The sequence below is a fragment of the Armatimonadota bacterium genome, assembly GCA_016223145.1.
Taxonomy (GTDB): domain Bacteria; phylum Armatimonadota; class Fimbriimonadia; order Fimbriimonadales; family Fimbriimonadaceae; genus Nitrosymbiomonas.
Genome location: JACRPN010000022.1, coordinates 39,900 through 54,120, shown reverse-complemented (window position 1 = coordinate 54,120; position 14,221 = coordinate 39,900). Strand labels below are relative to the sequence as shown.

The 14,221-nt window shown below is 62.9% G+C and carries 7 protein-coding genes; 4 read left to right on the top strand and 3 right to left on the bottom strand.

Translation table 11 applies throughout. From position 1 onward, the window contains the following. Nucleotides 1-687: 687 nt before the first annotated feature. Entirely contained in the window at nt 688-1,821 is a 1,134-nt protein-coding gene (locus HZC36_16265) for a CAP domain-containing protein (GenBank protein ID MBI5708540.1), read from the bottom strand. 192 nt (nt 1,822-2,013) lie between these two features. Between HZC36_16265 and HZC36_16260 the strand changes: the two genes are divergently transcribed. Beyond that, complete coding sequence (locus HZC36_16260) at nt 2,014-3,801, top strand: protein kinase (GenBank protein ID MBI5708539.1); 1,788 nt, start codon at nt 2,014-2,016, stop codon at nt 3,799-3,801. A gap of 189 nt (nt 3,802-3,990) precedes the next feature. Here the strand turns inward: HZC36_16260 and mutS are convergent, their stop codons facing one another. Both mutS and HZC36_16250 read right to left on the bottom strand, forming a co-directional pair. Further along, nucleotides 3,991-6,549 carry a DNA mismatch repair protein MutS gene (mutS, locus tag HZC36_16255; GenBank protein ID MBI5708538.1) on the bottom strand — a complete coding sequence of 853 codons (2,559 nt, stop codon included), beginning with the start codon at nt 6,547-6,549 and terminating at the stop codon, nt 3,991-3,993. 219 nt (nt 6,550-6,768) lie between these two features. Then, nucleotides 6,769-8,058 (bottom strand): MFS transporter, encoded by a 1,290-nt coding sequence (locus tag HZC36_16250; GenBank protein MBI5708537.1) that lies wholly within the window; start codon nt 8,056-8,058, stop codon nt 6,769-6,771. Between the two features lie 199 nt (nt 8,059-8,257). Here HZC36_16250 and HZC36_16245 point away from each other — a divergent pair, with 199 nt between their 5' ends. Genes HZC36_16245 through HZC36_16235 form a run of 3 tightly spaced genes read left to right on the top strand, consistent with a single transcriptional unit; the run spans nt 8,258 to nt 14,083 of the window. Then, nucleotides 8,258-9,727, top strand: coding sequence for an NADH-quinone oxidoreductase subunit D (locus HZC36_16245; GenBank protein MBI5708536.1), 1,470 nt, complete (start codon nt 8,258-8,260; stop codon nt 9,725-9,727). Beyond that, nucleotides 9,715-12,390, top strand: coding sequence for a formate dehydrogenase subunit alpha (fdhF, locus tag HZC36_16240; GenBank protein ID MBI5708535.1), 2,676 nt, complete (start codon nt 9,715-9,717; stop codon nt 12,388-12,390). Before HZC36_16245 ends, fdhF begins: the two co-directional genes overlap by 13 nt. A gap of 16 nt (nt 12,391-12,406) precedes the next feature. Then, nucleotides 12,407-14,083, top strand: a complete 1,677-nt coding sequence (locus HZC36_16235) for a formate--tetrahydrofolate ligase (GenBank protein ID MBI5708534.1) — start codon at nt 12,407-12,409, stop codon at nt 14,081-14,083. The last annotated feature ends 138 nt before the right edge of the window (nt 14,084-14,221 follow it).

Below are 14,221 nucleotides of genomic sequence, written 5' to 3'. Positions count from 1 at the left end.
GCCTCCGCGTGAGGCAAGCCTCGTGCGTCGGCGCGTCTCAAACCTCAGTGCGAGGGGCTCCCGAAGGAGCCTTGGCTCCAAGGCTTGTAGACTTCCTGCTTGGGTTTAGGAGCCCGAGAGCTCCGCTACTGGTCCGCTTCAGTCTACATTCGGCTTTCCAGTGGGCGGGAGGTAGCTTTCGCTCTCTCCTGCCCACCTGCTCTGCCGATTGGGCCGAAGCCCGCTCCGTAGAGCGCGGAAGCCGCAGTTGCCTCACGTTGGCGGCAGACAGGAGCTTGGCTCTCTGCCGCTACGCTCGCTGGGCTTTGATCCAAGCCGCCCCGCGAGGGTGCGATCGGCTGCCGCTCGTCGATTCCCGAAGGTCACGATCCGCCGCCCTTTCGGGCGATCCCCTCTGCGCCGGGGATGGCGTTTTTTGCTCTCGCTGGTGGAAGGAGTGTCGTCTCCACCTTTGCCGGCGCTGCGGCTGCTCCGTCTCGAATCCTCCAGAGCTGAGTGCATGAATATAGTATCAGGAACGGCCCGCGGAACCAAGCAATTTTCTGGGGAGTTTTCCCCCCTTCAAAGGTGGATAAGTTTGGGGATAAGAGGGTCCTAATGGGAGGCTCGGGGACTTCAGTCGCTGAACCGAATCCACCCAGGCGGGACGCCCGGGCTACACCGTTTCCAGTTGTTCGCAAAGGGGAGCTACTTCAACGAGGCTCGGAACGACCAGGTCCTGTCGATCTCGGTCCCGTCCGACGCCTTAGCGCTGACGTTCGCCGTGTATCGCTCGCCGGGCCGCAGCGGTTTGACCGGGAACACGATCACCGCGTTTCGCAGCCAGGTGTCGTTGTCGGGAGTGTTCACCAGAACCGCGAGCTCCTCACCTGACGCACTGCGCAGCGAGGCCCGCACCTCTGATAGGCGCACGTCCTTGCCGTAATAGGTGAGCGTGATCGGGTAGCCCGCGACACCCGGCTTCTGCGGGTGAACCCTGAGCGGGTCGGGCCGCTCGATCTTGCACCAGGCCATTGGGACGCCTTCCTGGCCATCGTAGGGATAAACCGACACGGCCTTGGCTGAGCCCATCTCGAACATGAAGGTCACCCGGTCCCCGATCGATCCGGCCCCGGCGGCCGGAGCTCCCGGCTGGAAAAACGGAATGCGATGGTAGGGGGCGTCGATCAGCGACTGAATGCGTTCGGCGAGGTTCCGATACCCGTAACACACGGCCTCATAGGAGTCGCCGCAATACCCAAAAGCCTGCAGCCTCTCGGCGGGGCCCTCCCCGAAGAAGCCGGCGAGCTGCGGCCGCTGGAAGTGGCCGGTCGTGTTGTTGGCGGCGTTGTATTCGGTGTGCTTCTGGGCGGCCGCGCAGAGCCTCGGCTCGACCCGTACGGGCCCGAGACCCAGGCGCCCGCGCCACTGGTTGACCATCCCGATCGCGTCCAGCTGCTCGTCATTGGGATCGGGAAGCTGGACGTACGCCTGCGGCATCACGTTGAACACCCAGTCGACCTTGTAGGAGAACCCTCGCTGGAACAGCGCCTTGGCAACCACGACGTACTTGCCAGGCTCCAAAGGGGTGGACAACTGGCCGACCACGCACTGCGCCGTCTCGTCGTAGCGCGTCTCGACCTTCTCACCGTTGATCGTGATCTCTCCGCCCACGATCTTGTCGCCGCCGGTGGAATACACATTCCAGGTGATCTCCGGCTTGACCAAGTAGCAGCAGTCGATGGGTGTGGCCACGCCGCCGTAGACATCGGCCGATCCCAGTCCGGAAAGAGCCGATGCCAGGCACCATAGAGCCACTTGTAGCACGCGCTGCCTTGCCATGGTTTGGTTGTTCCAAGTCGGCGCGCGAGGCTACCGGGCAACATTGTCGGGTTCGGCCAGGCTCGCGGCATACCCTAACATGGTCTGCACACGGGGCTTGGGGTCCATTCGTGGCGTAGTCCGACGATAATCTAGTTGTCGCGCTTACGAACAGAAAGCGCCTCGAACCCGTTCTAATACATTGGGCACCCCATGAGCGACCGTCAAACGGCGATCGGCAAGTACCAGATCATCCGCGAAATCGCGCGGTCGAACGACATCGTCTACGAGGCCTACGACCCGATCATGAATCGGCGCGTGGCGCTCAAAGAGCTCGCGATGCCCTCGGGCATGAACGACACGCAGCGCGAGGACCGGGTCAAGAGGTTCATTCGCGAGGCCAAAGCCGCCGGATCGCTCAACCACCCAAACATCGTCACGATCTACGAGTGCGGCGAGGAGGCGGGCAAGTACTTCATCGCGATGGAGTATTTGGACGGCCACACGCTCCGCAACGATCTGGACACGAGCGGATTCATCCCCATCGAACGGGCGTTCGCGATCGTGCTCGACGTGCTCTCTGCGCTGGAATACGCCCACGCCAACGGCGTCATCCACCGGGACATCAAGCCGGAGAACATCCAGCTCCTGCCCGATGGGCGCGTCAAGCTCACCGACTTTGGCATCGCAAGGCTCACCTTCGAGCCCAACATTACGATGGACGGGCAGGTGTTCGGCACCCCGAGCTACATGTCCCCCGAGCAGGTGGTCGGCAAAGAGATCGACGTTCGCAGCGACCTCTTCGGCGTTGGCGTCGTGCTTTACGAGATGATTGCGGGCGAGAAGCCGTTCAAAGGCGACAGCGTGGTAAGCATCACCTACGCGATCATGAACACCCAGCCGGTGCAACCCTCGCAGGCCAACCACACCGTCTGGCAGTTTCTGTCGCGGGCGCTCGAGAAGAGCCCTCAACTCCGGTATGCAAATTCGGCCGACATGATCGCCGCCGCGGAGGCGGCGGCCAATTCGCTGCATTCGGTGGTGCTCGATCCGGGCCCGACCTTGGGCTTCATGCCTGGCTATGGGGCCGCGCCGCCCATGAATAACCCCTACATGGGTGGGGCCCACGGAGCTGCACCCTACGCGCCGCCTCCCCAGCCGGCGGTCTACCCCTACGATCCTTACCAGCAGGCCCAGGCCCAAACGGGTCTGCCACAGCCGGTGACCACGCCTTACGGCCAAGTGCAGAGCTACGGCCCACCGCCCCAGCCGATGACGCAGGCCCCGCTTTACTATCCGGCGCCGCGCAAGCCGATGATGACGCCGGAAACCAAGGACTTCCTCGGCAAGCTCTTCCTCACCGTGGTGGTGCTTGGCTCGGTGCTCGGGCTCGTGATGGTCGGGATTTGGGCGTTGGGAGTCGCCATCCAGCGCTCTCAGGACCAGGACAAAGACGCTTCGGTCCGCCGAGATCTTGGGCATATGAGTTCGATGCCTGTGGACCAGAGAATCAAAGAGCGCGAGATCGCCCTTCCCAAGCTGCGCGACACCGTAAGCAGAGAGGAAGAAGAGCGTCAATTGGCGATGGACTATGCCCAAAAGGGCGCACAATTGGCTCAGTCGGGAGACCTAGTGGCGGCTTCCGCGGCTTATCAGCGCGGCCTCGAATATGACAAGACCAATTCGGCGATCTCGTATGCCCTGGGCGACATCTACCTGAAGCAAGCTTCGATCGAGCGGGACAGCGCCCTGCAGTTCCAGCTCAAAGATGTGGCCGCCGGCTATTTGAGCGACGCCGCCGCCAACGAGCAGGACCCCAGCCGGCACGGGGAGTATGGAAACTCGGCAGCCAGCATTGACCTGGAGCTTGCCCGAGCAGAGTACAGGTCGGGCAACAAGCGGGGCGCAAGGAACAGGCTGTTCAGGGCGCGGCGCTTTGGCAGTCCCGGGTCACAGCGTGCGGTAAACGTGCAGCAGTTGCTCGCCGAGATCACGCGATAATGGCGGTAGGACGGGCAGACCCGGCGCTCCGTCCCCGCCGTCAACCGCCAACCATCCTCACTACCCTCACCACTCTCACCATTCTCACCACTCTCACCATTCTCACCACCCTCACCACTCTCACAACTCTCACCACTCTCACCATTCTCACCATTCTCACAACCTGACCTACTCATCCCTTCACCGCCTTCATCCCGGCGTGCCGAACTTGCGCTTCCACTCGTCGAGCAGCATCAGCGCCTGGACCGGCGTGAGCGCGTTCACATCAAGATCCTCCAGCTCGGCAACCACTCTGGGCTTCTCGGCTTCGAAAAGGGTGAGTTGCAAGCGCTTCGTCTCGCTTTGCGCGGGCCTGGGCTCGCTTCCACTCCCCTCCAAGTCGGACAAGATGTCGGCGGCCCGGTTCAGAACGCCTTTCGGGACTCCCGCCATCTTCGCCACGTGGATGCCGTAGCTTCGGTCGGTGCCCCCGGCGAGCACCCGATGCGTCCAGACGATTTCGTCGCCGAACTCCTCGACGCTGACCCTGAAGTTGGCCACCTTCTGAAGCTGTTGCGCAAGGGCGTTGAGCTGGTGATAGTGCGTCGCGAAGAGAGTTAGCGCGCCGATTTCTGCGAGCCGCTCGACCATAGCCCAGGCGATCGCAAGGCCATCGTAGGTGCTGGTGCCGCGTCCCACCTCGTCCAGAATCACCAGGCTGCGGCCGGTCGCATGGTTGAGGATGTTCGCGCTTTCTACCATCTCGACCATGAACGTGCTCTGCCCGAGCGCCAACTCGTCCCGCGCGCCGATGCGTGCGAAAATGCGGTCCACCATCCCCAAACGGCAAGACTTTGCCGGTACAAACGAGCCGATCTGGGCGAGCAGCACGATGAGCGCGGTCTGGCGCAAGTACGTGCTCTTGCCCGACATGTTCGGTCCCGTCAGGATGACCAGCCTTGGATCTGCCGCTGCATCCCCAAGAGCCAGGTCGTTGGGCACGAATGCGGTGCTGGCCTCCTCCACCACCGGGTGCCTGCCGCCCACGATCTGAATCGCCGACTCGGCGACGATCTCCGGCTTGACAAAGCGCTTGCTGGAGGCCACTTCGGCCAGCGAAAGCAGGCAATCCAACTCCGCGAGCGCCCTCGCCGTGGACAAAAGCTCCCGCGATCGGTCGGCAACCCGCTGCCGCAACTGCCCAAACAGCTCGACCTCCAGCGCCTGGGCCTTCTCCTCAGCGCCGAGAACCTGCGATTCGTGCTCCTTGAGTTCGGCGGTGATGTAGCGTTCGGCGTTGGCGGTGGTCTGCTTGCGGATATAGTCTTCGGGCACCTTGGCGATCTGGGCTTTGGGCACCTCGAGGTAGTAGCCGAAAACCGAATTGAAGCCGACTTTGAGCGTGGAAATACCCGTGCGCACCCGCTCGGCAGCCTCCAGAGCGGCGATGTACTGCTTCCCACCCTTGGCCAGCTCGCGCAGCTTGTCCAGCTCGGGGTCCCAGCCCGGGCGAATGACGCCGCCATCACGCACGTGGTGCGGAGGCTCCTGGACTAGGCCGTCGCTCAAAACGTCGATGAGATCCCTGTGGTCGTGGATCGCCTCGCGGAGCTCCTGAAGCCTGCCGAAAGCGACCTTGGACAGCGGTGAGCCGAGCCTTGGCAGCGCCAGCAGAGAAGCAAGGAGCCCCACCAAATCGCGCGGACCGGCAAGCCCCGTCGAGCACCTCGAAGCGAGTCGCTCGATGTCGTGCACGCGCCTAAGCTCCTCCCGCAGGTCTCCACGAGCCATCGAAGCCCCGTGCAGCCGCTCGACCGCGTCCTGGCGCTTTTGAATCACCTCAACATCAAGAAGAGGCTGTTCCAGCCAGCGTCGCAGGAGGCGCGCGCCCATCGAGGTCTGCGTCTGATCGAGCACCCAGAGCAGGGTCAGACGCTTTCCGCCGTCCTGCATGTTCTGGGTGATCTCAAGGCTCCTGCGGGTTGCGAGGTCCAGGCGCATGAAGCCGTCGACCGTGTAGGTGCTCAGCGTGTCCACGTGGCCCAACGAAAGCCCGTTCTTTTCTGCGTAGGCCAGGATCATCGCGGCGGCCACCTGCGCGCCGGGCTTGTCTTCGCAGCCGAACCCCGCCAGGTTGGCGACGCTTAGGTGCTCTTGAAGCCTGACCTTGCTGCGCTCGGGACCCCAGGCAGTGAGGGACGTCACGCTGGCGCCCAGTGAGGTGCGCGCCACCTCCCCATACTGTTCTGCCTGTGCGCCCACGAGCAGTTCGGAGGGCCTCAGCCGTGCCAGCTCTTGAAGCAGCCGCTCCTGCACCTCCTCTCCAGCGATCTCGGTGACGGCGAACTCTCCGGTGCTGGGCTCCAAAACCGCCAGCCCTACCCGCCCTTCGATCACACAGAGCGCAGCGAGGAAGTTGTCGCGCCCCGATTCAAGCATCGAGTCCTCCAGGACCGTGCCCGGCGTCAGCACTCGGGTGACCCCGCGCTTCACCAGCCCCTTAGCCTGTTTGGGGTCCTCGAGCTGATCGCAGAGCGCCACCTTGATGCCTTGTGAGATGAGACGTGCCAAGTACTTCTCAACCGAATGGAACGGCACACCCGCCATCGGCACCTTGTTGCCTGAGTCCTCCCGCGCGGTCAAGGTGATTTCGAGGGCGTGTGCCGCGATCTCGGCGTCTTCGCCATAGAACTCGTAAAAGTCGCCCACCCGCATGGCCAAGAGCACGTCCGGGTGGTCCGCCTTGGCGGCGAAGTACTGGCGCAGCATGGGGGTCTTGGCGTTCAAGGCAGATGGAGTATGGCTGATGGCCCGTTCCCTTGAAAGCCCTCCATCGGGAGCGGGAGAGGGCCTCTCCCTTCGTTAAGGCTCGTGAACCAGGGAAGCGGGAGGGAGAGCGGATGAGAGGATGAGAAGATGAGGGGTAGAGGGGATGGCCCCTCCTCCAGCATCGGAGGAGAAGGGTTTGGGGGTGAACGTTCAGGGCCGTTAGCCCGCCTTGACCTCCGCCTGCTCGAACTTCGGAAGCAACAGGTGGATGATGCCGAGGGCGGTGAAGTAGGCCACCGGCGCCGCCAGGAACATCACCTGATAGCTGTGGGTCTGCTGAAGCACTTTGCCTACCCAAAGCGAGAAGACAATCTCTAGCGCTGAACCCGCAAAACCTCCCATGCCCACGACCGAACTGACCGCATAGCGCGGCATGGTGTCTGAGACCATCGTGTAGAGGTTCGCGGAGTTGCCCTGGTGCGCCGCCATGGCCAGGCCGATCACGCCGATCGCGGCCCAGGCGTTGGGCATATAGGGGGCGCTGACAACGGGCACGATGCAGCAGGCGCAGGTGAGAAACGCCGTCTTTCGGCCGAAGGCGACGCTCCTGCCAGACCGGATCAGGTGCGAGGACAGCCAACCGCCTGCCACGCTGCCCACATCCGCGATCAGATAAATCGTGATGAGCGGGACGCCGACGTTCTTGACGTCCATCTGGAAGGTCTTCTGGAAGAAGTCCGGCGCCCAGAAGAGATAGAACCACCAAAACGGCGAGCTCAGGCCCATTCCCGCGATGAACGCCCAGGTGGCGCGGTACCGAAGCAGCGTGCCCCAGGGCATTCGCGCAACCGGATCGGGAGGATCGCTCTGGATGAGCTCAAGCTCCGCGGCAGAGACCCTGGGGTGCTCCGCCGGCTTGCGGTACATCACCAGCCAAAACGGCACCCAGAGCAAGCCAATGAGCCCGGTAGCGATGAACGCCATCTGCCACCCGTAGGCTTCGTTTAGCCAAATCACCAAAGGGGGGCCGAGCACCGGGCCCATGTTCGAGCCGGCGTTGAAGATCCCCGTCGCAAGGGCGCGTTCCGAGCGGGGAAACCACTCGCCCACCGCTTTGACGGCGGCCGGGAAGTTTCCCCCTTCAGAAAGTCCCAAACCGCCGCGCGCCACAAAGAACCCGGACAGCGATTGAGCGAAACCGGTGGCGGCGGCGAAAAGGCTCCAAAACGCGATGCAGATCGTGTAGCCCAGCCGCAGGCCGATGACGTCCATCATCCGCCCGCCGAAGAGGTAGCCCAGGGCATAGCAGGATTGAAAGACCGCGGCGATGTAACTGTAGTACTCCTCAGCGTGCTCCTTGGGCCATTGGAGGTCACTCGAGATAGTGTTTTTGAGAATGCCGATCACCTGGCGATCGATGTAGTTGAAAGTGGTCGCGAAGAACAGCAGAACGACGATCCACCACCGGAATCCATGCCAGCTTTTGCGAGGCGCCTGGGCCATGCTCATTCGGGTTCCCTCCCCCCTTGCAGACGTCCCAACGTTACCAGTTTCAATCTATACATAAACCTCATGCTTGAACTGTTCTTTGCGGTGCCAAACTGTATGAGGGCGACGTTCCCCAACCTTCGGGAAACAAACTCCATTATCACCGATTAGAATCAGAACCGAACTCGACTCTTTCGTCGAGAATGAGGCAGGACACGTCATGAGAAAGGTCCCTACCGGCCCGGAAGTGGACTCCTTTTACCACTTGAGCGGCATCGAGCTCGAACATCGCTATTGTCGAGGGCTTTCCTGCTTTGCGTCGCGCGTTCAAAACCCAGAGCGCTGGGAGAAAGCTCTGAAGCAGTGGCCCCCAGTGTATTGCTTGGGTAAGTGCTACCAAAGCCCCTCCTCGACCGAAGAAGACGAGGACCCGATTATCGAGACCCATTGCCGCAAGCCCATCGTGCTCGCGGGAATCGCTCAAGGCAGCGTGCGATCCATGGAGGACTACCGGTCCTCAGGCGGCTACGAGGCGCTGGAAAAGGCACTGAAAGAGGAACCTGAGCGCGTCGTCCACGAAGTCGAGGTCTCGCAATTGCGCGGCCGGGGCGGCGCAGGCTTTCCCGCCGGCAAGAAGTGGCGGGCGGTCTTCGGCGAGGTCTCGCCGACCAAGTTTGTGGTCGCGAACGCCGATGAGGGCGACCACGGCTCCTACATCGACCGCTTCATCATGGAGCGCGCGCCACACCGGCTCATCGAGGCTTTGGCGCTCTCCGCCTATGCCATTGGCGCCGGCAAGGGCTACATCTACCTTCGCAAGGAGTACCCCAAGTGCCTCGATTCGCTGACCCAAGCGCTCGAAGAATCCAGGTCGGCAGGCTGGCTGGGAAGCCGCGTAGCGGGAACCGATTTCTCTTTCGATGTCGAGATCGTCATCGGCCAGGGGAGCTACGTCTGCGGCGAGGAGACCTCGCTGCTCAACTCCATCGAGCACCGAAGGCCTGAGGTGCGCGCTAGGCCGCCCTTCCCCACAGCCAAGGGGCTCTTTGGCTCGCCGACGCTCGTCAACAACGTGGAAACGCTCTCCAGCGTCCCGTGGATCGTGTTGCACGGCGGCGCGTCCTATGCGGCGCTGGGGTTCTCGACCAGCCGTGGCACCAAGGCCGTTTCGCTGAACTCGATGTTCCGGCGGCCAGGGCTCTATGAAGTCGAGTTCGGCGTGCCGCTACGTGAGATATTGGAGGGTCTTGGCGGGGGCATCCGCACCGGGCGCTTCAAGGCCGTCATCATCGGCGGCCCGCTTGCCGGCCTGGTGAGTCCGGCGGAGTTCGACACGCCGTTCGGTTTCGACGAGATGCACGGGATCGGCGCGAGCATCGGCCACGGCGGTATCGTCGCGTTCTGCGAGACCACCAACTTCGCCGAGCTGCTCGGGCACGTATTCACGTTCGGCGCCACCGAGTCTTGCGGGAAGTGCGTTCCCTGTAGGCTGGGAAGCCGCAGGGCGGAGCAGCTCTTCTGGAAGATGGAAAGCGGCGTCCATCTATTGGAAGCCGAGTGCGACGAGCTCTTCGACATCATCGACGCCCTCCACAAGAGCAGCCTTTGCGGGCACGGAACCGGGCTCGCGGAATTTGCCCGAAGCGTCATCGCCAAGTTCGGCAAGGAGCTAGATTCGTGTTGCGGGTAACCCTGAACGGCACAACCCATGAGTTTCCCGAGGGGCTTACCCTCCTCGAAGCGATGCGTTCTGTGGGCATCGAGGTCCCAACGCTCTGCCACGACCCAAGGCTGAAGCCTTACGGCGGCTGCCGGCTTTGCTCGGTCGAGGTCGAGGGCCAGTCGCGGCTTGTGGCCTCCTGCACGACCCCGCTCTCGGATGGGATGGTGGCCGAATCCCACTCAAAGAAGGCGGTCCGCCAACGGCAGACGATCCTCAGGCTGCTAGCCGAGGAACATCCCGGGGACTCGCCGATCGACGAGCGCTCGGAGTTTCACCGTTACCTAATCGCCGAAGGCTTGCAGCCCTCCGGTGCGGCCCACGCCGGCGCCTTTAAAGACACTTCGCACCCCTACATCCGCGTGGACATGGACAAGTGCGTGTATTGCTACCGCTGTGTTCGAATCTGCGAGGAGGTCCAGGGCCAGTTCGTGTGGCGCGCGTGGCATCGCGGCGACCAAACCCGCATCCGCCCCGACAAGGGAGAGCGCCTGATGGACAGTTCCTGCGTCAGTTGCGGCGCGTGCGTCGATACCTGCCCTTCTGGGGCGCTTTCAGACGTTGCCGTCGAGCTCCATGGCGTGCCGGACCGTTGGGTGCGCACGACGTGCCCGTATTGCGGCGTCGGCTGCGAACTGGAAATCGGAGTCAAGGACGATCATGTGGTCGTCGGAAGGCCCGTACAGGATTCGCCCGTCAATAAGGGGCACCTCTGCGTCAAGGGCCGCTACGCCCATGCTTTCGTACATGCAGAAGATCGCGTGCACTCGCCGATGATCCGGCGCGGGAGCCATTGGGAGACCGTTTCGTGGGAAGAGGCTTACCGGTTTACGGCAGACCGGCTGAGGGGCCTCATCGAAAAGCACGGCGCCGATTCGGTGGGCGTGCTTGGCTCAGCGAGGGCGACGAACGAAGAGAACTACTTGGCGCAGAAGTTTGCCCGCGTGGTAGCCAAGACCAACAACGTGGATTGCTGCGCCCGCGTATGCCACGGCCCCAGCGCGGCGGCGCTTAAGGTCACATTGGGCACCGGGGCGGCCACGAACTGCTTCGACGACATCGAGGTGGCCCAGGGATTCCTGGTCAGCGGCGCGAACCCTCCGGAGAACCACCCCATCGTCGGGGCGCGCATCAAGCAGCAGGTCCTGAAAGGCGCGAAGCTCGTCGTGATCGACCCCCGCAAGACCGAATTGGCGCGAATGGCCGACGTGCACCTTCAGATCAACCCTGGGTCGAACGTGCCCACATGCCATGCCATCGCCTACGCGTTGATCGAAGAGGGGCTCGTCGATGAAGGGTTCATCGCGCAGCGAACGAACGACTTCGAAGCGTTCAAGGCGTTTCTCAGCGATTTCACGCCGGAAAGGGTCGCCCCGATGGTCGGCGTTTCCGCGCAAGACATCCGCAAGGCCGCGCGCGTGTATGGCGGAGCCAAGCCCGCGATGATCTTTCACGGCCTGGGAATGACCGAGCACGTGCAGGGCGTGGACGGCGTGCGCTGCCTCGTTAACCTGGCGCTGCTGACGGGGAACCTCGGCAAACCCGGTTCAGGCGAGAACCCGCTCCGTGGCCAGAACAACGTTCAGGGCTCCGCCCACATGGGCTGCGAGCCGAGCCACCTCGCCGGTTACACGCCGATCGCGGCCGCGGCGGACCTCTTCGAAGAGGTCTGGAAGGCGCCAGTGCCGCGTCAGAAGGGACTGAACTGGATGGAGATGGTGGACGCCGCCGCCGCCGGCAAACTCAAGGCTCTCTACTGCATCGGCTATGACGTGTACTTCTCCAATCCGAACGCCGAGGCCACCGGCTCGGCACTTCAGAACCTGGAACTCTTGATCGTCCAGGACCTCTTCATGAACGAGACCGCCAGGGAGTTCGCGCACGTGTTCCTTCCCGTGGCCTCGAACTTTGAGAAGGACGGCACGTTCATGAACTCCGAACGCCGCGTCCAGCGCGTGCGGAAGGCGATCGAGCCGGTCGGAAACACCCGTCCGGACTGGCAGGTCACATGCGAGCTGGCTGCCGAAATGGGTTTTGGCGAGTTCTTCGCCTACGATTCGCCGAATTGCATCTGGCAGGAAGTGCAGAAGGTCTGGAAGCCCGGCGCCGGCATCAGCTACAAGAGGATCGAAGAGCACGGCATTCAGTGGCCCTGCCCCGACGAGAACCACCCCGGGACATCCATCCTGCACACCAAGACCTTCCCCATCGGTGACCGGGCGGCGTTCTCGCTCATCCCCTATCTCCCGACGGAAGAGGTGGTTACGGACGAGTTCCCGATGGTGCTCAACACCGGGCGGACGTTGGTCCACTTCAACGCCGGCACCATGACCTATCGAACCCCCAACCGCCAGCTCTTGCCGACGGACTTCCTCGAAATCTCTCCACAAGATGCGGGCGCTCTCGAGGTCGCCGACGGCGAGGAGGTGCGGGTTACCAGCCGCTATGGCACAACCACGCTGCCCGCCAGGGTCACAAGCATCGTCAAGCCTGGGCAGCTTTTCGCCACGTTTCACGACACCAAAGTCTTCACCAATCGCATCACCAGCAGACACCGGGACCGGCACGTCGGCACGCCCGAGTACAAAGTTACTGCCGTCCGCATTGAAAAAATCCCACACAACTCACACTAACGGAGCCCCTATTCTAATGACATCAAGTTCGACCGACACCGGCAGCGTCGCCAAACCAAAGACCAACCTCGACATCGCCCAAGAGGCCAGCCTCCGGGAGATTGTCGACGTGGCCAAGGATGCCGGTCTTTCCCTCGCCGATTACGAGCCACTTGGGCACTTCAAGGCCAAGCTCAGCGCCTCGGCGATCAAGCGCCTTTCGGGTCAGACCAACAGAGGCAGGCTGATCTTGGTGACCGCCATCAGCCCGACCCCCGCCGGCGAGGGCAAGACGACCGTCACAGTCGGTCTGGCCCAGGGGTTGCGTCGCATAGGAAAGAACGCCCTCCCTGCGATCAGAGAGCCCGCGTTGGGTCCGATCTTCGGCGTGAAGGGCGGCGCTTGCGGCGGCGGCTATAGCCAGGTGCTGCCGATGGAGGATATCAACCTGTTCTTCACGGGCGACTTCCCCGCGATCCAGGCCGCACACAACCTGTTGAGCGCGATGCTGGACGCTCATTTGCACCACGGCAACGAGCTGGATATTGACACCCGCGCCGACCTTTGGCCGCGGACGATGGACATGAATGACAGGGCTCTGCGCAGCATCATCGTGGGGCTTGGGGGAAGGAGCAACGGGTTCGTTCGCGAGGATGGGTTCGTCATCACGCCAGCCAGCGAAGTCATGGCCATTTTCTGCCTCGCTACCTCGCTGGAGGACCTCAAAGAGCGTCTCGGCAACATCGTCGTGGCCCACAACAACAAAAAGGAGCCGGTCACTGCGCGACAACTCAACGCCCACGGCGCGATGGCCGCGCTGCTCGCTTCGGCAATCCGCCCCAACCTGGTTCAAACCATTGAAGGCGGCCCCGCCTTTGTTCATGGCGGTCCCTTTGGAAACATCGCGCACGGCTGCTCCTCAATTCTGGGTACCAAGTGCGCCCTTGGCCTCGCCGACTACACCATCACCGAAGCAGGCTTTGGCGCCGATCTGGGGGCAGAGAAGTTTCTGAACATCGTCTGTCCGCAGCTCGGACGGGGGCCTGATGCGATCGTGCTTGTGGCAACGATCCGCGCGCTCAAGCACCACGGCGGTGGAAATCTCGAGCTCGGTTTTGAGAACATGCGCCAGCACCTGCGCCACCTGCAGAGCTACGGGCCGCCCGTCATCGTGGCAATCAACCGGCGAGCCGACGACGACGATGCCGACCATGACAGGTTGATCGAGCTTTGCGCGGTCGAGGGTGTGCAGGCGATCTCCTCGGACCCCTGGAACGCCGGCGGTCCGGGTTGTGAGGAGCTTGCCCGAGCCGTGGTGGAGGCTTCGGAGGCCAAGTCGCAGTTCGATTCGCTCACGTCTCCTGCCGAATCGGTGGTGGAGAAGCTCGAAACGATCGTGCGGCAGGTCTACGGCGGCGAGTCCGTCGAGCTCTCCGAAACGGCCGCAAAGAACCTGAACTGGCTGGAGAAGCACGGTTTCGGACATCTTCCGGTTTGCGTCGCCAAGACTCAATACAGCCTGAGCGACGATCCTTCGCTGCTTCGCGCTCCCAGGGGCTTCACACTGCACGTCCGGCAGCTAAGGCTCTCCGCCGGGGCGGGGTTCATCGTTGCGGTGTGCGGCGAGATCATGCTGATGCCGGGCCTGGGCAAGAGTCCTACAGCGTTCCAGATCGACATCGACGCAAACGGGAAGATCTCTGGGTTGTTCTAGGCGGCCGAGCATCCCACCTCGCCCCTTGGGGAGAGGTCGGTGAGCTTCAGCGAACCGGGTGAGGGGGTCTGTCCACCTCGCCCCTTGGGGAGAGGTCGGTGAGCTTCAGCGAACCGAGTGAGGGGGTCGAGACGCCTC